This is a genomic window from Streptomyces sp. NPDC058257 (genome assembly GCF_042881845.1).
Taxonomy (GTDB): Bacteria; Actinomycetota; Actinomycetes; order Streptomycetales; family Streptomycetaceae; genus Streptomyces.
In genome coordinates, this window is record NZ_JBHVXJ010000011.1 from 155,528 (window position 1) to 182,248 (window position 26,721).

Sequence of the window (26,721 nt, forward strand, 5' to 3'; positions counted from 1 at the left end):
CCCACGATCATTGCACTGATCCCGGCATGCCGGGATTAACCGTAAGTGCATCTGAAGTCTTGGAGTGACCCGTGGCTGCCAACTGCGACGTCTGCGGCAAGGGGCCGAGCTTCGGCAACAACATCTCGCACTCTCACCGCCGTACGTCCCGTCGCTGGAACCCGAACATCCAGCGCGTTCGTGCCGTGGTCAGCGGGACGCCGAAGCGGCTCAACGCCTGCACCTCGTGCATCAAGGCCGGCAAGGTCTCGCGCTGACGCATGTAAGCGCGGCCACCTAGCTGGTTGCTGAAAGAGCCGGTCCCCTTCGGGAGGCCGGCTCTTTCGTGTGCCCGTAAAGGCGCGCCAGTACTTACTGCCCCCAAAACCGCCACCCGTGATCCACGGGCCCGATCCCGCCGCCGAGCGCGAACCCGGCCTCGATCGCCCCGGTCACGTACTCCTTCGCCGCCGCGACGGCCTCCGGCACCGGCAGGCCCTTGGCCAGGTGCGAGGCGATGGCGCTCGCCGCATCCCGTCCTCGGACTCGACCTGGACGCCCGTGAGCTGTGCGACCTCGTCGAGGTTCGGGGTCGCGACCGTGGCGACGGGGAGCAGTTTCGTACGGACGGAGTCGAGCGCGGAGGCGGCCAGGAGCGAGTCGCCGTGCTTGGAGACGCCCACCGGGTCGACGACCGAGGGGGCGTCCGTGTCCGCGATCAACTCGGCGACGGTCTCGACCAGTTCGGCCGATGCCAGCATGCCGGTCTTGACGGCCTGGACGCCGATGTCGTCGACGACGCTGCGGTACTGCGCGCGCACCGCCTCCACCGGCAGCTCCCAAAAGCCCTGCACGCCAAGGGAGTTCTGCGCCGTGACGGCCGTGACGACGCTCATGCCGTGCGTGCCGAGCGCCAGCATCGTCTTCAAGTCGGCCTGGATACCCGCGCCGCCGCCGGAGTCGGATCCGGCGACGGTCAGGACTCGGGGCGGGGCCTGGGCCGCTCCGAGGGGCGCGCTCACTCCATGTCCCCGTTGTCGCCGAAGTGGTCCCAGCCCTTGCTGGTCCAGGGCGCTCCGTCCACCGTCACCTGCGGCAGGGCCGAGGGGTTGAGGACCTCGCCGATGACCTTCCAGCGGGCGGGCAGCTTCACGTCGGGCGGGAACGTCGCCACTATGGCGTGGTCCTCTCCGCCGTTGAGCACCCATTGCAGCGGGTCGACGCCGACGGCCTGGCCGATGTCGTTCATCTGGGTGGGCACGTCGACGTCTCCGGAGCGGATGTCGATGCGCACCTTGCTCGACTCGGCGATGTGGCCGAGGTCGGCGATGAGGCCGTCGCTGACGTCCGTCATCGAGGTCGCGCCGAGGCCGGCGGCGGCGGGGCCCGCGTGGTAGGGCGGTTCGGGCCTGCGGTGGGCCTCGACGAAGGCGCGGGGCGAGCGGAAGCCGCGGGAGAGGACCGCGTGCCCGGCGGCGGACCAGCCCAACCAGCCGGTGACGGCGACGACATCGCCCGGCTGGGCTCCCGCGCGGGTGACCGGCTCGTGGTTGCGCAGATCGCCGAGTGCGGTGATCGCGACGGTGATCGTGTCGCCGCGTACGACGTCGCCGCCCACGACCGCCGCTCCCGCGACCTGGCATTCGTCCCGCAGGCCGTCCATGAGTTCGGTGGGCCAGCTTGCGGGGAGTTCGGCGGGCACGACCAGGCCCAGGAGGAGCGCGGTCGGCACGGCGCCCATGGCGGCGATGTCGGCGAGGTTCTGTGCGGCGGCCTTGCGGCCCACGTCGTACGCGGTGGACCAGTCGCGGCGGAAGTGGCGCCCCTCCAGGAGGATGTCGGTGCTCGCCACGACCCTGCGGTCGGGAGCCGACACGACGGCGGCGTCATCGCCCGGGCCGAGCCGGACGGCCGGGGTGGAGGTGAGCCGAGAGGTGAGTTCCCTGATGAGTCCGAACTCCCCCAACTCGCCGACGGTTCCCTTCACCGGGACTCACCATGCCCTTTCACGCTGCTCGGCTCGCGGTCGCGAACCGTCACTGTCATAGGTACGGTCGAGACGACCGTCAACTTCTGTTGTCCGTCCACCGCGAAGTGCGCGCCACAGCTGCCTCGGGTCTCCCCGTGGGAAGCGGCGACGCGGTACCGTGGCGTCCCTTCTCCCCACATGATCCTCGTGGCCGCCCTGGAGGTTCCGTGGTACAGGCGTACATCCTGATCCAAACAGAGGTCGGCAAAGCGTCGACCGTCGCCGAGCTGATCGGCAAGATCCCAGGAGTGATCCAGGCCGAGGACGTGACCGGACCCTACGATGTCATCGTGCGCGCCCAGGCGGACACGGTGGACGAACTCGGCCGCATGGTGGTCGCCAGAGTCCAGCAAGTGGACGGCATCACTCGGACCCTGACCTGCCCCGTCGTGCACTTGTAGCCCCCGTCTACCCTTGGCCGGTGAAGATTTCCCCTCGCCGGCGTCGCTGCCTGGTATCAGCCCCCGCTCTCGCACTGCTGATCGCTTCAGCGGGCTGCTCCTCAGCAGACGAAGGGGTTGGCACTGCGGTTCCCACCCCGGACGGCAAGGTCACCGAACTGTGCCGGAACCTGGACAAGCAGCTGCCGAAGAAGGTGGACGGTCTTGAGCGGGCTGATCCCGAGCCGAAGTCGGAGCTGACCGCCGGGTGGGGAGACCCGGCGATCATACTGCGCTGCGGTGTCGCCAGACCGCCCAAGATGAAGGACCCGGAAGCGGACGGCGTGACGGTGGACGGCGTCAACTGGCTGCTCGAAGAGCAGGACGACGGCTCGTTCCGCTTCACCTCCACGCTGCGCGAGGCGTACGTGGAGGTGACCCTGCCCAAGGAGCGTGCGGGAAACGGCGTGAGCCCGCTCACGGACCTCGCCGCACCCATGAAGGAGGCCATCCCCAAGGGGATCGCCTCCTAGCTCCGCAGAGCCTGCACGGGAGGCGCTAGCGCAGCCCTGTCGACCGGTCGAGGGCCGCCTGGATCAGGCGGTCGACCAGTTCCGGATAGCTGACGCCGCTCGCTTCCCACATCTGCGGGTACATCGAGATGGGCGTGAAGCCCGGCATCGTGTTGATCTCGTTGATGACGAACTGCCCGTCATCGGTGAGGAAGAAGTCCGCGCGCACCAGGCCCTCGCAGGATGTGGCCTCGAAGGCGTCGACCGCGAGCCGCTGGATCTCGGCAGTCTGCTCGGGGGTCAGCGGGGCGGGCACGATCCCGGGTGTCGAGTCGATGTACTTCGCCTCGAAGTCGTAGTAGTCGTGGGACTGCACCGGCGGGATCTCGGCGGGCAGGCTCGCGCGCGGCCCGTCCTCGAACTCAAGGACCCCGCACTCGATCTCGCGGCCGCGCAGGAGCGACTCGACGAGGATCTTGGGGTCGTGGCGGCGGGCCTCCTCGATGGCCTCGTCGAGGCCTTCGAAGGAGTCGACCTTCGTGATGCCCATCGAAGAGCCCCCGCGCGCGGGCTTGATGAACAGCGGCCAGCCGTGGTCACCGGCGAACTCCGCGATCTTCTTGCGGGCGCCCTCCTGGTCGCGGTCCCACTCGCGCGGGCGGATCACCAGGTACGGGCCGACGGGAAGTCCGAAGGAGGTGAACACCCGCTTCATGTACTCCTTGTCCTGGCCGACGGCCGACGCGAGCACCCCGGCGCCCACGTAGGGCACTCCGGAGAGCTCCAGGAGTCCCTGGAGGGTGCCGTCCTCGCCGTAAGGGCCGTGCAGCATCGGGAAGACGACGTCGACCTCACCGAGCGCCTTGGGCACGGAGCCCGGCTCGCTGTAGACGACCTCGCGGTTGTTCGGGTCCAGGGGCATCACGACGCCGCCGTCGGCCGAATCGGCCAGCTCGTCGACGTTGGGCACCCGGCGGTCGGTGATCGCCATACGCTCGGGGTCGTCGGCGGTCAGCGCCCACCGGCCGTCCGTCGTGATGCCGATGGGCAGGACGTCGTACTTGGTGCGGTCGATGGCCCGCAGCACGGCGCCCGCCGTGACGACCGAGATGCCGTGCTCCGAGCTGCGGCCGCCGAACACGACGGCCACACGCGGCTTGCGGAGCGGCAGCTCAGAGCTCTGCTCGGGGCGCGGCTCGGGGCTCTGGGGGAGGTTCTCGCTGCTCATATCGGGTTGAGGGTACCCGCTGGTCCTCGGAGAGTCAGCGTCGCTCGGGCTTGGCGCTGCGCGACATCAGCTCCTTGAGGGCGACCACCGGCGGCGTGCCCTCGTGCACGATGCCCACGACCGTCTCGGTGATGGGCATGTCGACGCCGTGCCTGCGGCCCAGTTCGAGGACGGACTCGCAGGACTTGACGCCCTCGGCGGTCTGCCTGGTGACCGCGATGGTCTCCTCGAGCGTCATGCCCTTGCCGAGGTTCGTGCCGAAGGTGTGGTTGCGCGACAGCGGCGACGAGCAGGTGGCCACCAGGTCTCCGAGGCCCGCGAGTCCGGAGAACGTCAGCGGGTCCGCGCCCATCGCCAGGCCCAGACGGGTGGTCTCGGCGAGGCCGCGGGTGATGAGCGAGCCCTTGGTGTTGTCGCCCAGGCCCATGCCGTCCGCGATGCCGACGGCGAGACCGATGACGTTCTTGACGGCACCGCCGAGTTCGCAGCCGACGACGTCCGTGTTCGTGTACGGGCGGAAGTACGGCGTGTGGCAGGCGGTCTGAAGGCGTTGCGCGATCGATTCGTCTCGGCAGGCGACCACGGCGGCGGCGGGCTGCCTCGCGGCGATCTCGCGGGCGAGGTTGGGCCCTGTGACGACGGCGACACGGTCGGCGGCGACCTTCGTGACGTCCTCGATGACCTCGCTCATCCGCATCGCCGAACCCAGTTCGACGCCCTTCATGAGGGAGACGAGCACGGTGTCGGGGGCGAGCAGCGGCGCCCACTCGGCGAGGTTGGCGCGCAGCGTCTGCGAGGGCACGGCGAGCACGGTGAAATCGGCGCCGGCTGCGGCCTGCCCCGGGTCGGTGGTCGCCCTGAGGTTCGCCGGGAGTTCGACGTCGGGGAGGTAGTCGGGGTTCCTGCGTGAGGAGTTGACGGCGTCCGCGAGTTCGGCGCGGCGGCCCCACAGGGTGACGTCGCACCCCGCGTCGGCGAGCACCATGCCGAAGGCAGTACCCCAAGAGCCCGTTCCGAAGACGGCGGCCTTCACCGGATTCGTCACTTGCTGTCCTCCGTGGTGTTCTCAGGGGTGTTCTCGGCAACGCCGGAACCGATGCGGTCCGCAGCCCTGCGTCGTTGTGCGAGCCGCGCCTTGCGCGGGTCGTACGGGGTTTCGGGGGCCTTCTCCTCCCGGATCTCCTCCAGGAGTTCGGTGATCGCGCCCATGATGGTCTCGGTCACCTCCCGCAGGATCTCGGGGGTGGGCTCCTTGTCGTAGTAGCGCGAGAGGTCGACCGGGCTGCCCGCGAGGACCTGGAGCTTCTTGCGCGGGAAGAGGCTGAGCTTCTTGCTGTACGGGGGAAGCGCGAGGTTGGCGCCCCATTGCGCCACGGGGATGACGGGGCACTTGGTCCGCAGGGCGACCCGCGCGGCACCGGATTTGCCGGTCATCGGCCACACTTCGGGGTCCCTGGTGAGGGTGCCCTCGGGGTAGAACGCCACGCACTCGCCGCGCTCGATCGCGTCGACCGCGGCACGGAAGGCGTCGAGCGCGTTCGTGGTCTCGCGGTAGACCGGGATCTGGCCCGTGCCCTTCATGACCTTGCCGACGAACCCGTCCTTGAAAAGGCCGTCCTTTGCCAGGAAACGAGGGACTCGTCCGCTGTTGTACTGAAAATGGGCGTACGACAGGGGGTCGATATACGAGTTGTGATTCACCGCGGTGATGAATCCACCGTCGGCCGGAATGTGTTCCATTCCTCGCCAGTCCCGCTTGAAGAAAACCACCAGAGGCGGTTTGGCGATGACCGCCGCCAGGCGGTACCAGAAGCCGATTCTGCGGCGGGACACTCGGACACCTTCCTCCATGAACCTGGACGGCCGCTCAAGTGTCGCCCCGGGCTGCCTGTCTGTCGAGAACACCGTACGCCCGCCCTCGCGGCCCGGAACTCCCAGCAGGCCACAATGGGCACTGACGCGAAGGACGGAGCCGCCCCCCGTGCAGTGGACCCTGGTAATACCCCTGAAACCGCTGGAGCGCGCCAAGAGCAGGCTCACCGCCAGCACCGGCGACACCTTGCGCCCGGGCCTCGCTCTCGCCTTCGCACAGGACACCGTGGCCGCCGCGGTGGCCTGTGCGGCGGTAAAGGGTGTGGTGGTCGTCACGGACGACGTCCTGGCCGGGCGCGAGCTGACGTCCCTCGGGGCCCGGATCGTGCGGGACGAGCCCGCGGGGGGCCTCAACGCCGCTCTGGCGCACGGGGCGGCGGCCGTGCGCGCCGGACAGCCCGAAACGGCCCTCGCGGCGCTGAATGCCGATCTCCCCGCGCTGCGCCCCCTGGAATTGGCCCGGGTACTCGACAGCGCGGCATATTTTCCCCGTTCTTTCCTTGCGGATGCCGCCGGAATCGGCACGACTCTGCTCTCCGCGGCTCCCGGCACGGAATTGCTCCCCGCTTTCGGCGCGGCGTCCCGTTCCCGGCACTCGGCATCCGGCGCGGTGGAACTTCCGCTCGCCGACGTCGATTCCGTACGCCAGGACGTGGACACCGGCGAGGATCTGCGGACCGCGCTCGCGCTGGGCGTCGGACCGCGCACCGCGGCGGCTGCCGCGCGGCTGCTGATCGCCGACTGAGTACGCTTCCCCCATGCAGGCGACCGCGTACACGTACGACTCCGAGACCCGCAGCGGCAGCGTGCTGCTCGACGACGGCACCCCGGTGCCCTTCGATCCCCCGGCGTTCGACGCGGGCGGCCTGCGGCTGCTCAGGCCCGGCCAGCGGGTGCGGATCGAGGTCGAGGGAGAGGGCGAGCAGCGCCGCGTCACCCTCGTGACGCTACAGACGTTCTGAGCCACCCCTCCTCCGGGGGGGCGACTCCTCCACGGGGCTCGGGGGTCCGATCCCCTCCACAGGGCTCGGGGGTCCGATCCTCCACAGGGCTCGGGGGCCCGATCCTCCACGGGGCTCCACCCTCCGCAGGGCCCCGCACACGCCGCGGGCCGGGCTCCCAGTTGGGAGCCCGGCCCGGCGCGTGAATGCCCTCGTGCCCTTACTTCTTGCGGGCGGTCGCCTTCTTGGCGGTGGTCTTGCGCGCCGCCGACTTCTTGGCGGGCGCGGTCTTCTTGGCGGTGGCCTTCTTGGTGGCCGGCGCGGTCTTCTTGGCGGTGGCCTTCTTGGCGGGAGCGGCCTTCTTGGCCGTCGCCTTCTTGGCCGTGGCCGCCTTCTTGGCCGTCGCCGTCGCCTTCTTGGCGGTGGTCTTCTTGGCGGTAGCCTTCTTCGCCGTCGCCGTCGTCTTCTTGGCGGTGGTCTTCTTGGCGGGAGTGGCCTTCTTCGCCGCCGCCTTCTTGGCCGTGGCCTTCTTGGCCGCCGCCTTCTTGACGGTCGCCGAAGCACCGCCGCCCGAAAGGCTGCCCTTGGGCGCCTTCTTGACCGCGACGTCGTTCTTCGGGAGCTTCTTCGAGCCGCTCACCAGGTCCTTGAAGCCCTGTCCTGCGCGGAAGCGCGGAACCGAGGTCTTCTTGACCCGAACGCGCTCCCCGGTCTGCGGGTTGCGGGCGTAACGGGCCGGACGGTCAACCTTCTCGAACGATCCGAAACCGGTGACCGAAACGCGGTCTCCGCTGACCACGGCACGGACGACTGCGTCCAGAACCGCGTCCACGGCGTCGGCGGCCTGCTGACGGCCACCCACCTTGTCGGCAATCGCTTCTACGAGCTGCGCCTTGTTCACGTCTTCCCCTTCGGAGACCTCGCCCGAGCGTATTCGCCAGGCTTTTTCGCACGTTAGGCAGATATATACCGCAAATCAAACACGAAACGGGCTAATCACCCTTGTGCCGCAACGAACTCAGCTGTCCATGAGTTCCTCGAAGGTTCCTCGAAGGCCCGTTTGAGCCTTGTGGCTCAGGTGTCTTCGGGGAATCGGCCCTCTTCAGCTTGGTCGAGGGACGCCATCAATAGCTCCAGACGCCTTGCCGCATCGGCGAGATCGTGTTTGGCCGCAGCCGTAATGACCAGCAGCTTCCGGGTCAGCGCCATCCGTACGCCCTCCGGGACTTGCAGTGCACGCACTCTTGAGTGCGCTTCCTTCAGTTGGTCCGCAACAAGCCCGTAGAGCTCGAGTTGGCTGTCACGTTCCATGCACCGATTGTGCCATCTGGGGCGAGTTGTCGCCTCCGCAGGGGGTAACTACCCACATCCGGCGCCCTCCTGAGGGTACCCGGTCGGAGCGAGTACAAGGGGATTTCAAGCCTCTTATGCCGTCTGAATCAAGGGAGTTGAGACCACCCGTTCAGGCCATCGCGTACCCGGAAGGGGGCAGACACAGATGTACCCCCAACCGTCCACGATTGGGGGTACACCAGAGTGTTGCGGGGGTGTCAGACCCGCACCGTCCGCGGCTTGTACGAGGGGCGCGTCGACTCGTAAGCGGCGATGTCCGGCTCGTTCTGGAGCGTGATGCTGATGTCGTCCAGACCGTTCAGGAGACGCCAGCGGGCGTTCTCGTCGAGCTCGAAGTCGGCGGTGACGCCCTCGGCCCGAACCTGGCGATCCTGCAGGTCAACGGTGATTTCGGCCTGCGGGTCGGCCTCCGTCAGCGCCCAGAGCGCGTCCACGACCTTCTGGTCGAGCACGACGGTCAGCAGACCGTTCTTCAGCGAGTTGCCGCGGAAGATGTCGGCGAAGCGCGAGGAGATGACGGTCTTGAAGCCGAAGTTCTGCAGCGCCCAGACGGCGTGCTCGCGCGAGGAGCCCGTACCGAAGTCGGGTCCCGCGACCAGAACCGTGGCGCCCTGGCGCTCGGGTTTGTTCAGAACGAACTCGCCGTCCTTGCGCCAGGCCTCGAAGAGCCCGTCCTCAAATCCGTCCCGGGTGACCTTCTTCAGCCAGTGGGCGGGGATGATCTGGTCGGTGTCGACGTTGCTGCGGCGCAGCGGGACGGCCCGGCCGGTGTGCGTGGTGAATGCTTCCATGGCTCTCAGACTCCGGCGGTGACGGGGGCGTCAGGGGCATCGGTCAGGTCGGCGGGCGAGGCCAGATGGCCCGTCACCGCGGTGGCGGCGGCGACCTGGGGCGACACCAGATGGGTGCGGCCGCCCTTGCCCTGCCTGCCCTCGAAGTTGCGGTTGGACGTCGATGCGGAGCGCTCGCCGGGGGCAAGTTGGTCGGGGTTCATGCCCAGGCACATCGAGCAGCCCGCGTGCCGCCATTCGGCGCCCGCGGCGGTGAAGACCTTGTCCAGGCCCTCCTCGATGGCCTGGAGGGCGACCCGGACCGAGCCGGGAACGACCAGCATCCGTACGCCGTCGGCGACTTTGCGGCCCTCGACGATGGAGGCGGCCGCGCGCAGGTCCTCGATACGGCCGTTGGTGCAGGAACCTACGAAGACGGTGTCGACCTTGATGTCGCGCAGCGCCTGCCCCGCGGTCAACCCCATGTATTCCAGGGCCTTTTCAGCGGCGTACCGCTCCGAGGCGTCTTCGTACGAAGCAGGATCGGGGACCTGCTCCGAGAGCGGCGCGCCCTGGCCCGGGTTGGTGCCCCAGGTGACGAACGGCGCGAGCTTGGTGGCGTCGATGTAGACCTCGGCGTCGAAGACCGCGTCCTCGTCCGTCTTCAGGGTCTTCCAGTACGCGACCGCCGCGTCCCACTCCTCGCCCGTCGGGGCGTGGTCGCGGCCCTCGATGTAGTCGAAGGTGGTCGCGTCGGGGGCGATCATGCCCGCGCGGGCACCGGCCTCGATCGACATGTTGCAGATGGTCATGCGGGCTTCCATCGACAGTTTCTCGATGGCCGAGCCGCGGTACTCCAGGACGTAGCCCTGCCCGCCGCCGGTGCCGATCTTGGCAATGATGGCGAGGATCAGGTCCTTGGCCGTGACGGTGTCGGGCAGTTCGCCGTCGACCGTGATGGCCATGGTCTTCGGGGGCGCCATCGGCAGCGTCTGCGTGGCCAGGACGTGCTCGACCTGGGAGGTGCCGATGCCGAACGCCAGCGCGCCGAAGGCGCCGTGCGTGGAGGTGTGGGAGTCGCCGCAGACCACGGTCGTGCCGGGCTGGGTCAGTCCCAGCTGGGGGCCCACCACGTGGACGACGCCCTGCTCGACATCGCCGAGCGAGTGCAGCCGCACGCCGAACTCGGCGCAGTTCTTGCGCAGCGTCTCCAACTGCGCCCGCGAGACCGGGTCGGCGATGGGCTTGTCGATGTCGAGGGTCGGGGTGTTGTGATCCTCGGTGGCGATGGTGAGGTCGAGGCGCCGCACCGGGCGGCCGGCCTGCCTGAGGCCGTCGAAGGCCTGCGGGCTGGTCACCTCGTGCAGCAGGTGCAGATCGATGAAGAGAAGGTCGGGCTCGCCTTCGGCGCGCCGGACGACGTGGTCGTCCCAGACCTTCTCCGCGAGTGTCCTACCCATCGCTTTCCCTCCGACCGGCTGTGTTGGCGCCGGCCCAACTAGAGAATTTTTCGTCCACGCCCGTACCCCTCGTACCGTGCGTGGACCGCTATCCGTTGGTCCGCGGATCGCACCTACAGGGTGACGTGTTCCATGGGAAATTGAACTTGCGTTTCACAGAGTGAGACGCGAGTATCGACGCATGGACAACTCTAGCGGCGTCGGCGTTCTCGACAAGGCGGCTCTCGTCTTGAGCGCCCTGGAGTCCGGCCCGGCCACCCTCGCGGGTCTGGTCGCGGCCACCGGACTCGCACGACCCACGGCACACCGTCTCGCCGTGGCACTGGAACACCACCGGATGGTGGCGCGCGACATGCAGGGCCGATTCATTCTCGGCCCCCGGCTCTCGGAGCTCGCGGCGGCGGCCGGCGAGGACCGTCTGCTCGCCACGGCGGGCCCGGTCCTCACCCATGTGCGTGACGTGACAGGCGAGAGCGCGCAGCTCTACCGCCGCCAGGGCGACATGCGCATCTGCGTCGCCGCGGCGGAGCGCCTCTCGGGTCTGCGGGACACGGTCCCCGTCGGCTCGACCCTGACGATGAAAGCGGGCTCGTCCGCGCAGATCCTGATGGCCTGGGAGGAGCCGGAGCGCCTGCACCGCGGCCTCCAGGGCGCCCGCTTCACGGCCACGGCCCTTTCGGGCGTACGCCGCCGGGGCTGGGCCCAGTCGATCGGCGAGCGGGAGCCGGGCGTCGCGTCCGTCTCCGCCCCCGTGCGCGGTCCCTCGAACCGCGTGGTCGCCGCCGTCTCCGTCTCCGGACCGATCGAGCGTCTGACCCGCCACCCGGGCCGCATGCACGCCCAGGCCGTCATCGACGCCGCCGGACGCCTGTCCGAGGCCCTGCGCCGCACGGGCTGAACAGGCCGGACCCGCACCACGCGCAGTCAGCACACGGAACGCCCGAGGGGCCGCCTCAACGCCGCGGCGCCCCTCGGGCGTTCTCGTACGCGCCCCTCGGGTGCGCTTCTCGGATGCGCTTCCCGTGTGCGTCTCAGGCCGCCTTGAGACGGTCCGCGGCCTGCTCGCCCCGCTGCCCGACGGGCACCACACCGACGGCCTTCCCCAGGCCGAACTCCGGCATGTTCACGTACACCTGCTCATGGGCACCGGCCGGCACGTCGTACGTCTCGTGCCAGAAACCGACCTTCCCCTTGCCCTCCCGCATCCGCCGGTTGAAGGCGGCCCAGGCGGACCGGTGCTCCTTGTCCTGTGCCGACGCGTAGGCGATCAGCTTCTGCGACGACTCCCAGTACTGAACGATGTACAGCAGCCGCGGGCCGCCGCGCAGCAGCTGATAGCCCAGCATGCCGCTCCCGCGGTCCCTGGACAGCTCCTTGAGCATGGGCGGCATCGCCCGGAACACGGGCCACCAGCTGCGCACGGCCCGGAAGTTGTTGATGCGCATCCCGATGGTGAAGACGGTCACGCCGCCCCGCGCGTCGGCGGTCATGCGCCCTTCGATCGGCTTGCTGCTCACGGTGGTTCCCCCTCAAGGAGAGCGTTGGATAGCGTTGCTATCCATGATTGGATAGTGCCACTCCCCAAGCGGATGCGCAAGAGGGGACCAGGCACGAGAGAACAAGAGGGAGAGCGAGCCGATGAGACTGGCGGAGCTCAGCACGCGCAGCGGGGTCTCGACGGCCACGATCAAGTACTACCTGCGTGAGGGCCTGCTCCCGCAGGGCCGCCGCGTGAGCGCGACCCAGGCCGAGTACGACGGGAAGCACCTGCGACGACTGCGCCTCGTCCGCGCGCTCATCCAGGTGGGCCGGGTGCCGGTCGCGTCCGCGAGGGAGGTGCTCACCGCCCTGGAGGACGACTCCCTGGACCGCAGCTCCCGCCTGGGCACGGCCGTCTGGGCACTCCCCCACGGCCCCGAGCCCGTCGAGGACGATCCGGCGACGGCGACGGCACGGCACACGGTCGACGCCCTGCTCGAACGGCTCGACTGGCGGCACGGACAGGGCTACGGGCCCGAGTCACCGGCGTACGGGATGCTCGTGACCGCGGTCGCGACGCTCGCCCGGCTGGGATACCCCTGCGGCGTCGACGACTTGGCGCCCTACGCGCGCTCGGCGGGTCAACTGGCCGTAGCCGACCTGGACTTGGTGGAGCGCTTCGATTCGCCCGACGAACAGCTGGAGGCGGCGGTCGCGCTCACCGTCCTCTACGAGCCGGTCCTGCTGAGCCTGCGCAGGCTCGCCCAGGCCAAGGAGTCCAACAGCCGCTACCGGCAGAAGGATTGACCGGAGAGCGGCACGGGGGAACGACGAAGGGGCCCTCCCTTACGGGAAGGCCCCTTCTCGATTCGCGTACCCCCGACCGGATTCGAACCGGCGCTACCGCCTTGAGAGGGCGGCGTGCTAGGCCGCTACACAACGGGGGCTAGCTCGTCCTGCTGTACTGCGCTGGGCTACCAGGACTCGAACCTAGAACAACGGAACCAGAAACCGTCGTGTTGCCAATTACACCATAGCCCACTGTGGTCTAGACCAGCTAGACCCTGCGTACCCCCGACCGGATTCGAACCGGCGCTACCGCCTTGAGAGGGCGGCGTGCTAGGCCGCTACACAACGGGGGCCCTAGCGATCCTGCATCGGTAGCAGTGGGTGCGACCCTGACTGCTTCCATGGGAAGGATCTGTACCCCCGACCGGATTCGAACCGGCGCTACCGCCTTGAGAGGGCGGCGTGCTAGGCCGCTACACAACGGGGGCGTTGCAGATAAGCTCTGCGAGCTGGCCTACCAGGACTCGAACCTAGACTAACGGAACCAGAAACCGTCGTGCTGCCAATTACACCATAGGCCATCGATACGCAACCCCGTGCAGGAGTTTTGCTTCGACTTACGTCTCCCTGTCCGGACCTTTCGGCCTTCTCGGGCGGCGCAGGAAGAACATTACCCGAAGGTGGACGGCGCTCCAAAACGGGTATCGGCGCGGAGCAGTGGCGGCAGCTCCGCGAGACGCGTGATGCGGTGCACGCCCGACGGGCCTTCCTGGGACGCGCTGTTGCGGTCGAGCCAGATCCCGAGAAGACCCGCGTCACGGGCGCCGCGCGCGTCGATCTCCGGCTGGTCCCCCACGTAGGCGACCTCCCCGGGAGCCAGGTCCAGCGCCGTGCACACCGCGAGGAAGGCCTCCGCCGCGGGCTTGGAGACGCCGAGTTCGGCGGCGCACAGGACGGACTCGAAGCGGTCGCGCACACCGAGGACGCGCAGTTTGCGGTCCTGGACGGTCAGGGCGGAGTTGGAGAGGACCGCGTGACGGTAATCACCGGCGAGGGAGTCCAGGACGGGGACGGTGTCGGGGAAGAGCTTCCACGCGGATTCGTAGTGGCCGAGATAGCGCTCGAACCAGGCGTCCGCCTCCTGGTCGGTCAGGACGGCGTCCAGAAACTCGCGTACGCGGTCACGGCGCTGCGCCTCGAACTCGATCCCTCCGGCACTGAAGCGCGCCCAGTGCCGCTCGGTGACCTCTTTCCACAGGACGAGGGCGCGCTCGGCGGTCTCGTACCGCTCGATGAGGCCTTCGGCGGTGAGGTGGGCGTGCATACCGGCGGCATCGGCGTGCGCGTAATCGAAGATCGTGTCGTCTACGTCCCAGACCACGGCTTTGATCGGCATGCTTCGAACGTACGCGAAGGGCCCGGCAGCCGTGGAGGCTTCCGGGCCCTTGGTTCTGTACGTGCGCGCCTACGCGGCCAGCTTCGCCAGCGTCGCGTCGATGCGGGTCAGCGACTTCTCCTTGCCCAGGATCTCCAGGGACTCGAAGAGGGGCAGGCCGACCGTGCGGCCCGTGACGGCCACGCGGACCGGGGCCTGGGCCTTGCCGAGCTTCAGGCCGTGCTCCTCGCCGGCGGCCAGGACGGCCTCCTTGAGGGACTCCGGGGACGTCCAGTCGGCGGCGTCGAGCTTGGCGCGGGCCGTCGTCAGGAGCGCGGCCGGGTCACCCTTGCCCATGGCCTTCGCCCAGGACGCCTCGTCCTCGACGGGCTCGTCCAGGAAGAGGAAGTCCACGTTCTCCGTGATCTCGGAGAGGACCTTGATGCGGGTCTGGGCGTGGGGGGCGATGGCCTCCCACGCCGCCTGGTCGAAGGCCTCGGGGGCCCAGTTGGCGTGCGGGGCCCGCAGCCACGGCTCGCAGGCCGCCGCGAACGCCTTCACGTCCAGCATGCGGATGTGGTCGGCGTTGATCGCCTCGGCCTTCTTCAGGTCGAAGCGGGCCGGGTTGGCGTTCACGTCCGCGAGGTCGAACTTGGCGACCATGTCGGGGATCGAGAAGACGTCCTGGTCCGCGGAGAACGACCAGCCCAGGAGGGACAGGTAGTTGAGCAGGCCCTCGGGGAGGAAGCCGCGCTCGCGGTAGAGGTTCAGGGACGCCTGCGGGTCGCGCTTGGAGAGCTTCTTGTTGCCCTCGCCCATGACGTACGGGAGGTGGCCGAAGGCCGGGGTCTGCTTGGCGATGCCCAGGTCGGCGAGCGCCTTGTAGAGGGCGATCTGGCGCGGGGTCGAGGAGAGCAGGTCCTCGCCGCGCAGGACGTGGGTGATCTCCATCAGGGCGTCGTCGACCGGGTTCACCAGGGTGTAGAGCGGTGCTCCGTTGGCGCGGACGATGCCGTAGTCCGGGAGGTTCTCCGGCTGGACGGTGATCTCGCCGCGGACCAGGTCCGTGAACGTGATCGCCTCGTCGGGCATACGGAAACGGACGATGGGCTTGCGGCCCTCCGTCTCGTACGCGGCGCGCTGCTCGGTGGTCAGGTCGCGGCAGTGGCCGTCGTAGCCGGACGCCTTGCCCGCGGCGCGGGCGGCCTCGCGGCGGGCGTCGAGCTCCTCCGTGGAGCAGTAGCAGTAGTACGCGCGCCCCGCGTCCAGGAGCTTGGCGGCGACGTCCTGGTAGATGTCCATCCGCTGCGACTGGCGGTACGGCTCGTGCGGGCCGCCGACCTCGGGGCCCTCGTCCCAGTCGAAGCCCAGCCAGCGCATCGCTTCGAGGAGCTGCTCGTACGACTCCTCCGAGTCGCGAGCCGCGTCGGTGTCCTCGATGCGGAAGATCAGGGAGCCCTCGTTGTGCCGGGCGTAGGCCCAGTTGAAGAGAGCGGTGCGGACCAGGCCCACGTGGGGGTTGCCGGTCGGCGAGGGACAGAAACGTACGCGTACGGGAGTCGCGTTAGCCACGCTTGATCACCTTGTTGGTGAGAGTGCCGATGCCTTCGATGGTGACGGCGACCTCGTCGCCGACGTTGAGGGGGCCGACCCCTGCCGGGGTGCCCGTGAGGATGACGTCGCCGGGGAGCAGCGTCATGGCCTCGGAGATGTGCACGATCAGGTCCTCGATGGAGCGGACCATGTCGGTCGTACGCCCCAGCTGGCGCTGTTCGCCGTTGACCGTGCACTGGATGGTGAGGTCGGAGGGGTCGAGGTCGGTCTCCACCCAGGGGCCGAGCGGGCAGGAGCTGTCGAAGCCCTTGGCCCTGGCCCACTGCTTCTCGCGCTGCTGCACGTCACGCGCGGTGACGTCGTTGGCGCAGGTGTAGCCGAGGATGACGTCACGGGCGCGCTCGCGCGGGACCTCGCGGCACATACGGCCGATGACCACGGCAAGCTCGGCCTCGTAGTGCACCTCCTGCGAGAAGGAGGGGTACGCGATGGAGTCGCCGGGGCCGATCACCGAGGTGGACGGCTTGAAGAAGGCGACCGGGATCTCGGGGACCTCGTTGCCGAGCTCCGCCGCGTGATCCGCGTAGTTGCGGCCGATGCCCACGACCTTGTTGGGGAGCACCGGAGGCAGCAGCCTGACCTTGCTCAGCGGGACCTTCGTGCCGGAGAGCTCGAAGTCCGCGAACGGGATGCCCTTGATGATGTCGAGGACGAGTCCGTCGGTCGTTCCGGGGGGACTTTCGCCCTCGACCGCGCCGAAGGCGACGTTGCCGTCGATGGAGAACCTGGCGATGCGCACGTGAGCGTTGGCCCCTTGCTGGTGTGGGGTGGAGTCTGACGCTCCAGGCTAACGCGGCAAGGGGGGCCGGCCTCTCGTATCAACCCGCGAGCGGGAGCTGCGGCTCCGGCGCGTCCATCAGGATCGTGCGCTTGGGGTTGGCCGTCTGCGTCGGCAGTTCGGTGGAGTGCTCCGGCTGCTCGGCGGCCGGGGCGACCTCCTGCGCGTCCGTGAGGTGCGCGAGGGTGGTGCGGCGGGGGTTGGCTATGTTGCGGAACATCGCCGACTTCACAGTCTTCATCTGCTGTTCGGGCCCTGTCAGTTGTGGCGTCGTGTGGCGGACGCCGGTTGTCGGATGTGCCATCCCTGTAAAGCGCCAGGCTAAACATCCAATTCCCGCCCAAAGCCAGGATGAGACCTTGATCTTGATGTGAGTTTCCTCACGAGCGACCGGGCAAATGGGTCAATTCAGGCCCGTGAAGGGCCTGTTGGAATCGGACATTGCGCCACTGAAGCAACCATTCCGCTCCCGATCATGAACACTGGGACACCCCTGGTCCACGGGTTTCCTGGGCCCAATCGACCATTTTGCCCTGTTCGCTTTCTACGTCTCGTGACGCGCCCCTCACGCCGGGTCACGGAAGTCCCGGCGCGACACACGGGCCTTGTTGGAGATCCTGCACTGTGCTGGAATTCCCGGGACCGCCGCGGGATCGAACCGGCGCGCAGGGGCGCAACGCAGCGCCGAGTGGCGGCGGGGAAGGGGAGCAGCGCCGGTCACTCACGACCACCATGGGGCGTTTCACGCCCCACGACGCCGACACCGTCCCGCCGTTTGTGCGGAGGGACGCCTGGTCCAGAGGTTGCGACGCTAGTGCAGGGACGTTTCAAGAGGGATGGCAGCGGCGCTGCGGCGGAGCCGGAGCGCGGCGGAACCGACCGCGGCTCCTCGGCCCAGCACGCCCAGAACCCGGGGCAGGCACCGTCCGGCGACAGCGGCCTCGGCGCCGCGCGCGGCACGAGCGGCGGCACGAGCCTGCCCACGGCCGCTCCGACACCGGGCGGCTCGACGGGCACGGCCAAGTCGCCCACAGGACCCGGGTCGCGAATAGCCCTGCGCAACTGGCGCATCTCCACCCGCCTCGTCTCGCTGCTCGCGCTCCCCGTGATCACCGCGACCTCCCTCGGCGCTCTTCGTATCAATGAGTCGATGGACGAGATCCAGCAGCTCAACAACATGAAGATGCTGACCGACATGACCAAGCGGGCCACCGAGCTGGCCTCCGCGCTCCAGGAGGAGCGCGACCGCTCGGCAGGTCCCCTCGCGCACGGCGCGAAGTCGTCGGACTACGTGGTCAAGGGCTCCCGGCAGAAGACCGACCGCGCGTACAACCGTTTCCTCCAGGAGACGCAGGAGCTCGACAACACCGACAGCGACAAGGGTCTCCTCGGCGTCCGGGCGAACACCGTCGAGATCACCCAGCAGCTCCAGAAGATCAACGACGTACGCAAGAACGCCTACAGCGACGCGAACTCGACGTCGCAGACGGTCGACGCCTACAGCCAGCTCATCGAGCAGCTGCTGAGCCTGTCCTCGGACATGGCGCAGGCGACGAGCAACCCGGACATGATCCAGCGCACCCGCGCCCTGACGGCCTTCTCCTCCGCCAAGGAGTACGCCTCGGTGCAGCGCGCCGTGATCGCCGCCTCGCTTCCCGCGGGCGACAGCACGTTCGGCAAGATCTCCGAGACCGACCGGCGCTACGGCTGGGCCGCGCTCGACAAGGAGAACTCCGAACTGGATGCCTTCAAGGGCATCTACGCGGGCAACCCCGACGAGCTGACCAAGCCCATCGACGGCGGCAACTCCTCCATCAAGGGCGCCGACTCCTACGCCAAGCGTGTGCTTGAGCAGGAGGGCGGCATCAAGCTCCAGGACAAGCGCTCGTACAAGGACTGGGTGGACAACGACACCACCAAGATCGACGCGATGTCCAAGATCGAGCTCACGCTGCTCAACGAGATGGAGCAGAAGGCCCGCGAGCTGCGCAACGAGTCCGAGCAGGCGGCCATCCTCAACGGTGCGCTGATCCTGCTCGTCCTCGGTGTCTCGCTCGTCGGCGCCTTCGTCGTGGCCCGGTCCATGATCCGCTCGCTGCGGCGCCTCCAGGACACCGCGACCAAGGTCGCCCAGGACCGGCTTCCCGAGCTCGTCAAGCAGCTCTCCGAGGCCGACCCGCAGGACGTGGACACCTCCGTCGAGTCCGTCGGTGTGCACTCCCGGGACGAGATCGGCCAGGTCGCCGCGGCCTTCGACGACGTGCACCGCGAGGCCGTCCGCCTCGCCGCCGAGCAGGCGCTCCTGCGAGGCAACGTCAACGCGATGTTCACCAACCTCTCGCGCCGTTCGCAGGGCCTCATCCAGCGCCAGCTCTCGCTCATCTCCGAGCTGGAGTCGCGCGAGGCCGACCCGGACCAGCTGTCCTCGCTCTTCAAGCTCGACCACCTCGCGACCCGCATGCGCCGTAACGGCGAGAACCTCCTCGTACTCGCCGGTGAAGAGCCCGGCCGCCGCTGGACCCGGCCCGTCCCGCTCGTCGACGTGCTGCGTGCCGCGGCGTCCGAGGTGGAGCAGTACGAGCGCATCGAGCTCTCCGCGGTCCCGACGACCGAGGTGGCCGGACGCGTGGTCAACGACCTCGTGCACCTGCTCGCCGAGCTCCTTGAGAACGCCACGTCGTTCTCCTCGCCGCAGACCAAGGTCAAGGTGACCGGTCACGCGCTGCCCGACGGGCGTGTGCTCATCGAGATCCACGACACGGGCATCGGCCTCTCCCCCGAGGACCTCGCCGCGATCAACGAGCGGCTCGCCTCGCCGCCCACGGTGGACGTCTCCGTCTCGCGCCGCATGGGTCTGTTCGTGGTCGGCCGTCTGTCGCAGCGCCACGGCATCCGCATCCAGCTCCGTCCGTCGGACTCCGGCGGCACGACCGCGCTGGTCATGCTGCCCGTCGATGTCGCCCAGGGCGGCAAGAACGCGCCGAACAAGCCCGGTGCGCCCATCCCCGGCCAGAGCGGTGGCCCCGTCGCCGCGCAGGCCTCCGCCGGTGCCGCCGCCGCACGTCGTGGAGTCGGCGCCGGAAGCGGTGCGCCCGGCTCGCCTCCCGCGGGTTCCGCGGGCCGGCTCGGTGCGGGTCCGCCTCGTGGTCAGGTCGCGGGAACGGGGCCGCGGGCCGCGCTGCCCTCGCGTGACGCGGGACCGCGGGCCGGTTCGCCGTCCGCTGCGGCGAATCCTTCCGGTCAGCTGCCTCCCCGGCAGGGGGCGCCCGGCCTCGGCTCCGGCAACACGGGCTCTTCCGGCGGGAGCCTCTTCGAGGGCGGGCAGGGCAGTCGCGGTCAGGGTTCCGCGCCGCAGCCTCCCGTACCCCAGCAGCGTACGAATCCGGTGAACCCCGCCGGGCCCATGAACCCCGCCGCACCCATGAACGCCTCCGCGAACGACGGCGGGGACCAGGGGCGCAGGCCGCAGCTGCCGCCGCGCGGTGGCCCGCGTGCCGAGCTTCCCGGGGGCAACCCGCAGCCGCGCGTGCCCAGTTGGAGCGACGAGAACGCACAGCCGCAGATCTCACGCGAGCCGTTCGACACCCCGCGCGGGCACGAGGAGCCGGAGTCCACCGGACAGTTCCCGCACCCCGTGGCGGGCGCGGGCGCGCAGGGCCCCGGCTCGACCGCCGAGTTCCCGCGGCCGGACTTCAACGGGCCTCCGCCCGGTACGGGTTCGCCGCGGAACGCCGATCACGGTCAGCAGGGTGGTCAGGGCCAGAACCAGGGTCAAGGTCAGGGCCAAGGTCAGGGCCAGCAGGGCACCGGGCAGTACGTCCGCCCGGACGTCTTCGGTGGTCAGAGCGGCTCCTCCGGCTCGGGCACCGGGCAGTTCCAGCGTCCCGGCACCAGCGCCCCCGGCTACAACGGCGGAGCGCCTCGACTCGGTCAGGGCCCCGCTCAGGGCCAGGGACCCGCTGGTCAGCAGGGGCAGGGCGGCCCGATCGGCATCCCGCCGGTGCCGCAGCAGCCCTCGCAGCAGCAGCCGCACCAACCCCAGCAGCCTCAGCAGCCCCAACAGCCCTCGCAGTCCGAGGGCCTGCCGCCCGCCGGTCCCGGCGACGGCAGCACCCCGCTGTTCGACACGCTGGAGACCAACTGGTTCCAGCAGCAACAGCAGCAACAGCAGCAGCCCCAGCAAGGGCACCAAGGTCCGCAGGGCGGCGACCGCTCCTCCGAGGAGCAGCAGCAGCCGCAGCAGCAGCCCCTGCGTCCGCAGCGCCCGCAGCCCTCGTCGCCTCTCCCGTCGCGGCCACAGGGACAGCAGCCGCAGGGACAGCACCCCCAGAACCCGGGCATGCCCCAGCGCCCGGTCTCAGCACCCGCCCCCGCGTCCAACGGCACCGGCGGCGGCAACATCAACAACGTCACGAACGGCAGCGCCGCCTCGTGGCGCACCTCGCCCAACGACGAGCTCGGCCGCCAGGCCGAGCGCGTCCGGCAGCCGTCCGCCGGTGGTGTCACCACGTCCGGCCTGCCGCGCCGCGTCCCACGAGCCAACCTCGTCGCGGGCACCGCGCAGCAGCAGGAGGAAAGCACAGGTCCGCAGGTCTCGCGTGCGCCGGATGACGTGCGCGGCCGGCTGACGAATCTCCGTCGGGGCATCCAGCAGGGTCGCCAGGCCGGTACGGGCCAGACCGGCAGCTTCCCCACTCACCAGCAGGAGCGTTAGTTGAGTCCGAGTCAGGCGGCACAGAATCTGAACTGGCTGATCACGAACTTCGTGGACAACACCCCCGGGGTGTCCCACACGGTCGTGGTCTCCGCCGACGGTCTCCTTCTGGCGATGTCCGAGGGATTCCCGCGTGACCGCGCCGATCAGCTGGCCGCGGTCGCGTCGGGTCTGACCTCGCTCACCGCCGGGGCCTCCCGGATCTTCGAGGGCGGAGCCGTCACCCAGACCGTCGTGGAGATGGAGCGGGGGTTCCTCTTCCTCATGTCCGTCTCCGACGGTTCCTCCCTGGCCGTGCTCGCGCACCCCGAGTGCGACATCGGCCTCGTCGGATACGAGATGGCGCTGCTCGTCGACCGCGCGGGCGCCGTCCTCACCCCGGACCTCCGCGCCGAACTGCAAGGCAGCCTGTTGCACTGAGTTTCTTCATCGGCCGCCCCACCGACCGAACGTACTGACCACCGTCCGGCCAACCTGGTGCCCCCCACCGGCTCTATCAGACGGCACGCAGATCACCTGCTGTCCCGCCCGGAGGATCCATGACCCCGCCCAACGCCTCTCACGATCCGTACGGCTCTCACGCGTCGTACGGAATTGAAGGCGACCAGCCGCTGGTGCGTCCTTATGCGATGACCGGCGGCCGGACAAGGCCCCGCTACCAGCTCGCGATAGAGGCGCTGGTGAGCACGACGGCCGACCCGGCGCAGCTGATGGGGCTGCTCCCCGAGCACCAGCGCATCTGCCACCTGTGCCGTGAGGTCAAGTCGGTGGCCGAGGTGTCGGCTCTGCTCTCCATGCCGCTCGGCGTGGCCCGGATCCTCGTGGCCGACCTGGCCGAGGCCGGGCTCGTCGCCATTCACCAGCCCGGCGGCGACGAGAACGCCGGCGGCCAGCCTGACGTGACACTGCTCGAAAGGGTGCTCAGTGGACTTCGCAAGCTCTAGCAGCGGAGCGCCGGCTCGCTCCACCACCTCCGCGAAAATCGTGGTGGCGGGCGGCTTCGGCGTGGGCAAGACCACGTTCGTGGGCGCGGTCTCCGAGATCAACCCGCTGCGCACCGAGGCCGTCATGACGTCCGCGTCCGCGGGCATCGACGACCTCACCCACACCGGGGACAAGACCACCACCACGGTGGCCATGGACTTCGGCCGCATCACCCTGGACCAGGACCTGATCCTGTACCTCTTCGGTACGCCCGGTCAGGACCGCTTCTGGTTCATGTGGGACGACCTCGTACGCGGCGCGATCGGCGCCGTGGTCCTGGTCGACACGAGGAGGCTCGCCGACTGCTTCCCCGCCGTCGACTACTTCGAGAACTCGGGCCTGCCCTTCGTCATCGCCCTCAACGGCTTCGACGGCCACCAGCCGTACACCCCCGACGAGGTCCGCGAAGCTCTCCAGATCGGCCCCAACACCCCGATCATCACCACCGATGCCCGACACCGTGCGGACGCAAAGAGCGGCCTGATCACGCTGGTCGAGCACGCACTTATGGCACGACTCAAGTAGACGAGGGCGTACGGAAGTTGCCGTAGATTCAACAGGGCGGCCTGTGTCCTTTGACACGGGTGGCCGCTCTGTTCATAACGTTTCGACAGAGAATTCACCGGGCGCCACCACGCGTCGCGGTCATTCGGTGTCGCTACGCGCACGAGAGCCCCGCCTTTTGGCGGGGCTCGCTCTATTTGACCGTTTTATCTGAGGCTTACACCACTCTTCACTTGCGCTTCCCACTGTTTGGTAGAGGACCGCCTGACGTGCTGGAATGCGTCGAACTGCCCAGTAGCACGGGCCTTGGAGACGACAGCGGGACCAGTGCAGGTTCCGCCGCCGAGAGGTTGTTGGTCGAGTGAGGCGAAGCAAGACGAGCCCCGCGCCGCCGCATACGCGGGACACGCGGGGCAACTTCACCCCGCCGCCGCGCACAGCGGCGTCCCCCGCCGATGTGCAGGGCATGGAGACGCCGGCTCCCACCGGCGGAAGACTGTCTCCGCGCAACTGGCGCGTGCCGACCCGCCTGAACGCGATCCTCCTCATACCCGTGCTCGTCGGTCTCGTCATGGGCGGCTTCCAGGTCAAGGGCTCGATCGACACCTGGAGCGAAGCCCAGGACGCCGAGGCCACGGCCCGCCTCGTGCAGGCCTCTCTGAACTACGGCAACCGCCTCATCGAGGAGCGCGACCTCTCCGCCGCCCCGCTGCTGCGCGACAAGAAGAACGACCCCGTCGTCGTGAAGGCCCGCAAGGCCACCGACGAGGCCGGGGCCAAGTTCGACGCCGCCGCCAAGAACATGCCCAAGAAGGAAGGCCTAGAGCGCCGCCTCGAAGGCTTCCACAAGGTGGAGCCGGGGCTGCAGTCCCTGCGCCAGGCCGCCTACACCTCCAAGCTCTCCGGCGCGCAGACCGAAGAGGGCTACGTCGCCATCCAGCACCCCTTGATGGAGTTCGCCAACGAACTCGGTCTCGGCACCGGCAACATCACCAGCTACGGACGCACCGTCTACGCGATCTCGCTGACCAAGGCCGCGCTCTCCCTCCAGCGCTCCCTCGGTACGCACCTCCTCGTCGAGCCCGGCCCCACCTCCACGAGCCTCGCCAAGCAGCGCGTGGCCCTCTCCTCGTACGCCTACCTCGAAGGCATCGCCATCGAGGAGTACACGGGCGGTGGCACCCCCGCGGACGTCGCCAAGCTGGCGGCAGCGAAGAAGAAGCTGAAGGCCGACGGCGAAAAGCAGGCCAAGCAGGCCGCTGCCGCCGCGAAGGCCAAGGGCGAGACGTTCGTCCCGCCGCCGTCGTCCGAGGCGATGGTCGCGGCCATGGCGCAATTGCAGTCCACGCAGCCCAGCGCCCGGGTCGCCCTCGCCGGCAAGGGCGTCACCGCCGAGGCCTGGTGGGCCACCACCAGCGCCAAGTTCGACGCGTACCGCACCATCGAGTCCGACCTGGCCGACAAGGCAGTGGCGGAGGCCTCGGACATCGCGGCCAACGCCCAGCGCACCGCCTACATCAACGGCGCCATCGTCGTGATCGCGCTGCTCGCCGCCTTCATCCTGGCCGGGCTCATGGCCCGCCAGATGAGCCGCTCGATGCGCCAGCTGCGTACGGCCGCCTTCGGCATCGCCGAGCAGCGTCTGCCGATGCTGGTCGACCAGCTCTCGCGCACCGACCCCGGCCGCGTCGACACCCGCGTACAGCCCATCCCGATCAACTCCACGGACGAGATCGGCGAGGTCGCCCGCGCCTTCGACCAGGTGCACCGCGAGGCCGTCAGGCTCGCCGCCGAGCAGGCCCTGCTCCGTGGCAACATCAACGCGATCTTCACCAACCTCTCGCAGCGCAACCAGTCCCTGATCGAGGGCCAGTTGACCCTCATCACCGACCTGGAGAACAACGAGGCCGACCCGGACCAGCTGGAGAGCCTCTTCCGCCTCGACCACCTGGCGACCCGTATGCGACGCAACGGCGAGAACCTTCTGGTCCTCTCCGGCGAGGAGCCGGGACGCCGCTGGGACCAGCCGGTCCCGCTGGTCGACGTGCTGCGCGCCGCGTCGTCCGAGGTGGAGCAGTACGAGCGCATCGAGCTCTCGGGCGTCCCGGAGGCCGAGATCCACGGCCTGGCCGTGACCGACCTCGTGCACCTGCTCGCCGAGCTCCTGGAGAACGCCACCACGTTCTCCTCGCCGCAGACCAAGGTCCGCGTCACCGCGACCCGCCTTCCCGACGGCCGCATCATGGTCGAGATCCACGACAAGGGCATCGGCCTCACCGCCGAGGACTTCGCGGACATCAACCACAAGCTCGCCAACCCGCCGACGGTGGACGCCGCGATCTCCCAGCGCATGGGCCTGTTCGTGGTCGGCCGCCTCTCCGACCGGCACGGCATCCGCGTCCAGCTGCGCCCCTCGGGCGAGCAGGCCGGTACGACCTCGCTCGTCATGCTCCCCGACGGGATCACGCACGGCGGAAGCGGCGAGAACCAGCTGTCCGACTCCGATTTCACCGTCTCCTCGATCATGCCGGAGCAGCAGACCCCGGATCAGGCGGCGTTCAACCACCCGCCGATACGTACGGCGGCCGAGCTGGGCTTCGACGACAGCCGCTACAACGGCGACGCGGTCGACTCCCAGGATCTCGACCCGGTGGGCCGCTCGCTGATGCGCGAGGAGCGGCGTGCCGCTCTGGAGGCGCAGGCGCAGGGCTTCGAGCAGCAGGGCTTCGAGCAGCAGCAGGGTGGCTACGACCCCTCGTACGGCCGGCAGGCTCCGGTGTACGACGAGTACAACCAGGGTCAGCCCGTGCGGCAGGCGTACGACGACCCGTACTACCCGGCGCGGGACGGCTACCAGGACGCGCCCTATGCGGAAGCGGGTCAGGACGACGACACCGCTCGTACGGGTGCTGTCTCCGAGCCGTTCGCGGCCTACCCGGACCGCTCTCACCAGGACGACTGGCCGACGCGTGGCGGATTCGACGACAACTCGGCCGCGTATCAGGCCGAGTACTCTCCGGAACCGGAATCTGGCTCGGCGGCCCCCGCGAACGGTGCCGACCGCGTAGGCTTCGAGCGTCCCGGACCGGCTCCGTCCGCGGTCCACGACACCACCGCTGCGGGTCTTCCGCGCCGCGGCGCCACCGGTGCGATCAGCAACGGCAGCGTTCCGGCCCCGGCCGACACCGCGGACGGCGACAGCGACAGCAGCCGGCGTACGTCCAACGACGACCGCTGGCAGCGCGCCGAATCGCTGAAGGAGCCCAAGGCGGGTGGGGTCACCCCGTCCGGTCTCCCGAAGCGGGTGCCCAAGGCCAATCTGGTCGAGGGCACGGCGGAGCAGACCCCGCAGGGCGGCCCTCAGGTCTCCCGCGACCCCGAGGATGTTCGGGGCCGGCTGAGCAACCTGCGCCGCGGCGTCCAGCGGGGGCGCAGCGCAGGCAGTGACACCACGAATGGCCAGGGCTTCGGCCCTGACAGCACCTACAACCAGGAGCGTTAGTGTGAGCCCGATGAGCCAGGCGGCGCAGAATCTGAACTGGTTGATCACTAACTTCGTGGACAACACCCCCGGGGTGTCCCACACGGTGGTGGTCTCCGCCGACGGACTCCTTCTGGCGATGTCCGAAGGCTTCCCCCGCGACAGGGCCGACCAGCTCGCGGCTGTCGCGTCCGGTCTGACCTCCCTCACCGCCGGGGCCTCCCGGATCTTCGAGGGCGGTTCCGTGACCCAGACCGTTGTGGAGATGGAGCGAGGATTTCTCTTCCTCATGTCCATTTCTGACGGCTCCTCGCTCGCCGTCCTCGCACACCCGGATGCGGACATCGGTCTCATTGGGTACGAGATGGCACTTCTTGTCGACCGCGCCGGCACCGTACTCACGCCCGACCTGCGTGCGGAGCTGCAGGGGAGCCTTCTCAACTAGTAGACCTACGGTGCGTTTTCGCGCTCCGTGGCCG

At 69.2% G+C, this 26,721-nt stretch carries 26 protein-coding genes, 5 tRNA genes and 1 pseudogene; 13 read left to right on the plus strand and 19 right to left on the minus strand.

The features are described 5' to 3' along the window. Nucleotides 1-71: 71 nt before the first annotated feature. Entirely contained in the window at nt 72-257 is a 186-nt protein-coding gene (rpmB, locus tag ACFVXC_RS25510) for a 50S ribosomal protein L28 (protein ID WP_160507429.1), read from the plus strand. A 94-nt stretch (nt 258-351) separates the two neighbouring features. On the opposite strand, the pseudogene ACFVXC_RS25515 reads toward rpmB, so the two are convergent. Continuing rightward, a pseudogene (locus tag ACFVXC_RS25515) lies at nt 352-899 on the minus strand (hydroxymethylpyrimidine/phosphomethylpyrimidine kinase). 98 nt (nt 900-997) lie between these two features. Next, complete coding sequence (locus tag ACFVXC_RS25520) at nt 998-1,966, minus strand: thiamine-phosphate kinase (protein WP_389909045.1); 969 nt, start codon at nt 1,964-1,966, stop codon at nt 998-1,000. A 209-nt stretch (nt 1,967-2,175) separates the two neighbouring features. Between ACFVXC_RS25520 and ACFVXC_RS25525 the strand changes: the two genes are divergently transcribed. Further along, nucleotides 2,176-2,409, plus strand: a complete 234-nt coding sequence (locus tag ACFVXC_RS25525; RefSeq protein WP_055698135.1) for an Lrp/AsnC family transcriptional regulator — start codon at nt 2,176-2,178, stop codon at nt 2,407-2,409. A gap of 26 nt (nt 2,410-2,435) precedes the next feature. Continuing rightward, complete coding sequence (locus ACFVXC_RS25530; RefSeq protein ID WP_389909379.1) at nt 2,436-2,921, plus strand: DUF3515 domain-containing protein; 486 nt, start codon at nt 2,436-2,438, stop codon at nt 2,919-2,921. Nucleotides 2,922-2,946: 25 nt separating this feature from the next. Here ACFVXC_RS25530 and ACFVXC_RS25535 read toward each other — a convergent pair whose 3' ends face one another. From ACFVXC_RS25535 to ACFVXC_RS25545, 3 genes are read right to left on the minus strand one after another with little or no spacing between them, the layout of a single operon-like run. Beyond that, nucleotides 2,947-4,128, minus strand: coding sequence for a D-alanine--D-alanine ligase family protein (locus ACFVXC_RS25535; RefSeq protein WP_389909048.1), 1,182 nt, complete (start codon nt 4,126-4,128; stop codon nt 2,947-2,949). 34 nt (nt 4,129-4,162) lie between these two features. Continuing rightward, entirely contained in the window at nt 4,163-5,173 is a 1,011-nt protein-coding gene (locus tag ACFVXC_RS25540) for an NAD(P)H-dependent glycerol-3-phosphate dehydrogenase (RefSeq protein WP_389909051.1), read from the minus strand. Further along, nucleotides 5,170-5,961: a lysophospholipid acyltransferase family protein gene (locus ACFVXC_RS25545; protein WP_389909053.1), complete on the minus strand. Its 792-nt coding sequence runs from the start codon at nt 5,959-5,961 to the stop codon at nt 5,170-5,172. The genes ACFVXC_RS25540 and ACFVXC_RS25545 overlap by 4 nt, the downstream gene beginning before the upstream one ends. A gap of 148 nt (nt 5,962-6,109) precedes the next feature. On the opposite strand from ACFVXC_RS25545, the gene cofC reads away from it, so the two are divergent. Then, nucleotides 6,110-6,745 carry a 2-phospho-L-lactate guanylyltransferase gene (gene cofC, locus ACFVXC_RS25550; protein ID WP_389909055.1) on the plus strand — a complete coding sequence of 212 codons (636 nt, stop codon included), beginning with the start codon at nt 6,110-6,112 and terminating at the stop codon, nt 6,743-6,745. 13 nt (nt 6,746-6,758) lie between these two features. Beyond that, nucleotides 6,759-6,962 (plus strand): hypothetical protein, encoded by a 204-nt coding sequence (locus ACFVXC_RS25555; RefSeq protein ID WP_361838132.1) that lies wholly within the window; start codon nt 6,759-6,761, stop codon nt 6,960-6,962. Between the two features lie 199 nt (nt 6,963-7,161). Here the strand turns inward: ACFVXC_RS25555 and ACFVXC_RS25560 are convergent, their stop codons facing one another. From ACFVXC_RS25560 to leuC, 4 genes are all read right to left on the minus strand, one after another. Next, nucleotides 7,162-7,842 carry an HU family DNA-binding protein gene (locus tag ACFVXC_RS25560; RefSeq protein ID WP_389909058.1) on the minus strand — a complete coding sequence of 227 codons (681 nt, stop codon included), beginning with the start codon at nt 7,840-7,842 and terminating at the stop codon, nt 7,162-7,164. 173 nt (nt 7,843-8,015) lie between these two features. Further along, the gene (locus ACFVXC_RS25565) at nt 8,016-8,252 is read right to left on the minus strand and encodes a hypothetical protein (RefSeq protein ID WP_389909061.1); all 237 of its coding nucleotides are present in this window, start codon (nt 8,250-8,252) and stop codon (nt 8,016-8,018) included. A gap of 239 nt (nt 8,253-8,491) precedes the next feature. Next, nucleotides 8,492-9,085: a 3-isopropylmalate dehydratase small subunit gene (leuD, locus tag ACFVXC_RS25570; protein WP_389909063.1), complete on the minus strand. Its 594-nt coding sequence runs from the start codon at nt 9,083-9,085 to the stop codon at nt 8,492-8,494. Between the two features lie 5 nt (nt 9,086-9,090). Continuing rightward, nucleotides 9,091-10,524, minus strand: a complete 1,434-nt coding sequence (leuC, locus tag ACFVXC_RS25575; RefSeq protein ID WP_389909065.1) for a 3-isopropylmalate dehydratase large subunit — start codon at nt 10,522-10,524, stop codon at nt 9,091-9,093. A gap of 181 nt (nt 10,525-10,705) precedes the next feature. Here leuC and ndgR point away from each other — a divergent pair, with 181 nt between their 5' ends. Continuing rightward, nucleotides 10,706-11,422, plus strand: coding sequence for an IclR family transcriptional regulator NdgR (ndgR, locus tag ACFVXC_RS25580; protein ID WP_383280905.1), 717 nt, complete (start codon nt 10,706-10,708; stop codon nt 11,420-11,422). Nucleotides 11,423-11,555: 133 nt separating this feature from the next. Here ndgR and ACFVXC_RS25585 read toward each other — a convergent pair whose 3' ends face one another. Continuing rightward, nucleotides 11,556-12,014 carry a DUF4188 domain-containing protein gene (locus tag ACFVXC_RS25585; RefSeq protein WP_389909382.1) on the minus strand — a complete coding sequence of 153 codons (459 nt, stop codon included), beginning with the start codon at nt 12,012-12,014 and terminating at the stop codon, nt 11,556-11,558. 148 nt (nt 12,015-12,162) lie between these two features. Between ACFVXC_RS25585 and ACFVXC_RS25590 the strand changes: the two genes are divergently transcribed. Beyond that, the gene (locus ACFVXC_RS25590) at nt 12,163-12,810 is read left to right on the plus strand and encodes a MerR family transcriptional regulator (protein ID WP_389909068.1); all 648 of its coding nucleotides are present in this window, start codon (nt 12,163-12,165) and stop codon (nt 12,808-12,810) included. A gap of 67 nt (nt 12,811-12,877) precedes the next feature. Here ACFVXC_RS25590 and ACFVXC_RS25595 read toward each other — a convergent pair. From ACFVXC_RS25595 to ACFVXC_RS25635, 9 genes are all read right to left on the minus strand, one after another. Beyond that, nucleotides 12,878-12,950 (minus strand) — tRNA-Glu (locus ACFVXC_RS25595). Between the two features lie 22 nt (nt 12,951-12,972). Then, a tRNA-Gln gene (locus ACFVXC_RS25600) sits at nt 12,973-13,044 on the minus strand. A gap of 28 nt (nt 13,045-13,072) precedes the next feature. Beyond that, nucleotides 13,073-13,145 (minus strand) — tRNA-Glu (locus tag ACFVXC_RS25605). Nucleotides 13,146-13,207: 62 nt separating this feature from the next. Beyond that, nucleotides 13,208-13,280 (minus strand) — tRNA-Glu (locus ACFVXC_RS25610). 21 nt (nt 13,281-13,301) lie between these two features. Further along, nucleotides 13,302-13,373 (minus strand) — tRNA-Gln (locus tag ACFVXC_RS25615). Between the two features lie 89 nt (nt 13,374-13,462). Next, nucleotides 13,463-14,188 carry an HAD family hydrolase gene (locus ACFVXC_RS25620; protein ID WP_389909071.1) on the minus strand — a complete coding sequence of 242 codons (726 nt, stop codon included), beginning with the start codon at nt 14,186-14,188 and terminating at the stop codon, nt 13,463-13,465. Between the two features lie 69 nt (nt 14,189-14,257). Continuing rightward, nucleotides 14,258-15,739, minus strand: a complete 1,482-nt coding sequence (gltX, locus tag ACFVXC_RS25625) for a glutamate--tRNA ligase (RefSeq protein WP_389909074.1) — start codon at nt 15,737-15,739, stop codon at nt 14,258-14,260. Further along, on the minus strand, nt 15,732-16,520 hold the full coding sequence (locus ACFVXC_RS25630; protein WP_389909076.1) for a fumarylacetoacetate hydrolase family protein: 789 nt from the start codon (nt 16,518-16,520) through the stop codon (nt 15,732-15,734). The genes gltX and ACFVXC_RS25630 overlap by 8 nt, the downstream gene beginning before the upstream one ends. A gap of 79 nt (nt 16,521-16,599) precedes the next feature. Next, on the minus strand, nt 16,600-16,800 hold the full coding sequence (locus ACFVXC_RS25635; RefSeq protein WP_389909385.1) for a hypothetical protein: 201 nt from the start codon (nt 16,798-16,800) through the stop codon (nt 16,600-16,602). A 573-nt stretch (nt 16,801-17,373) separates the two neighbouring features. On the opposite strand from ACFVXC_RS25635, the gene ACFVXC_RS25640 reads away from it, so the two are divergent. The 6 genes from ACFVXC_RS25640 to ACFVXC_RS25665 all read left to right on the plus strand — a co-directional run bounded on the left by ACFVXC_RS25640 (nt 17,374) and on the right by ACFVXC_RS25665 (nt 26,687). Next, entirely contained in the window at nt 17,374-21,273 is a 3,900-nt protein-coding gene (locus ACFVXC_RS25640; protein WP_389909079.1) for a nitrate- and nitrite sensing domain-containing protein, read from the plus strand. After that, on the plus strand, nt 21,274-21,693 hold the full coding sequence (locus ACFVXC_RS25645) for a roadblock/LC7 domain-containing protein (protein WP_098244998.1): 420 nt from the start codon (nt 21,274-21,276) through the stop codon (nt 21,691-21,693). Nucleotides 21,694-21,812: 119 nt separating this feature from the next. After that, a complete protein-coding gene (locus tag ACFVXC_RS25650; RefSeq protein ID WP_190084712.1) occupies nt 21,813-22,217 on the plus strand; it encodes a DUF742 domain-containing protein in 405 nt (134 codons plus the stop codon). Beyond that, nucleotides 22,198-22,782, plus strand: coding sequence for an ATP/GTP-binding protein (locus tag ACFVXC_RS25655; protein WP_190084711.1), 585 nt, complete (start codon nt 22,198-22,200; stop codon nt 22,780-22,782). Before ACFVXC_RS25650 ends, ACFVXC_RS25655 begins: the two co-directional genes overlap by 20 nt. 340 nt (nt 22,783-23,122) lie before the next feature. After that, nucleotides 23,123-26,263, plus strand: coding sequence for a nitrate- and nitrite sensing domain-containing protein (locus ACFVXC_RS25660; RefSeq protein WP_389909082.1), 3,141 nt, complete (start codon nt 23,123-23,125; stop codon nt 26,261-26,263). A gap of 10 nt (nt 26,264-26,273) precedes the next feature. Continuing rightward, on the plus strand, nt 26,274-26,687 hold the full coding sequence (locus ACFVXC_RS25665) for a roadblock/LC7 domain-containing protein (RefSeq protein ID WP_135330751.1): 414 nt from the start codon (nt 26,274-26,276) through the stop codon (nt 26,685-26,687). Nucleotides 26,688-26,721 lie beyond the last annotated feature (34 nt).

Bases quoted from the DNA above. Each gene is read 5' to 3' on its own strand.
- ndgR (WP_383280905.1), top strand. From the start codon at position 10,706: ATGGACAACTCTAGCGGCGTCGGCGTTCTCGACAAGGCGGCTCTCGTC.
- ACFVXC_RS25620 (WP_389909071.1), bottom strand. From the start codon at position 14,188: ATGCCGATCAAAGCCGTGGTCTGGGACGTAGACGACACGATCTTCGAT.
- ACFVXC_RS25535 (WP_389909048.1), bottom strand. From the start codon at position 4,128: ATGAGCAGCGAGAACCTCCCCCAGAGCCCCGAGCCGCGCCCCGAGCAG.
- ACFVXC_RS25590 (WP_389909068.1), top strand. From the start codon at position 12,163: ATGAGACTGGCGGAGCTCAGCACGCGCAGCGGGGTCTCGACGGCCACG.
- leuD (WP_389909063.1), bottom strand. From the start codon at position 9,085: ATGGAAGCATTCACCACGCACACCGGCCGGGCCGTCCCGCTGCGCCGC.
- ACFVXC_RS25650 (WP_190084712.1), top strand. From the start codon at position 21,813: ATGACCCCGCCCAACGCCTCTCACGATCCGTACGGCTCTCACGCGTCG.
- ACFVXC_RS25635 (WP_389909385.1), bottom strand. From the start codon at position 16,800: ATGAAGACTGTGAAGTCGGCGATGTTCCGCAACATAGCCAACCCCCGC.
- leuC (WP_389909065.1), bottom strand. From the start codon at position 10,524: ATGGGTAGGACACTCGCGGAGAAGGTCTGGGACGACCACGTCGTCCGG.
- ACFVXC_RS25565 (WP_389909061.1), bottom strand. From the start codon at position 8,252: ATGGAACGTGACAGCCAACTCGAGCTCTACGGGCTTGTTGCGGACCAA.
- ACFVXC_RS25665 (WP_135330751.1), top strand. From the start codon at position 26,274: ATGAGCCAGGCGGCGCAGAATCTGAACTGGTTGATCACTAACTTCGTG.
- ACFVXC_RS25585 (WP_389909382.1), bottom strand. From the start codon at position 12,014: ATGACCGCCGACGCGCGGGGCGGCGTGACCGTCTTCACCATCGGGATG.
- ACFVXC_RS25555 (WP_361838132.1), top strand. From the start codon at position 6,759: ATGCAGGCGACCGCGTACACGTACGACTCCGAGACCCGCAGCGGCAGC.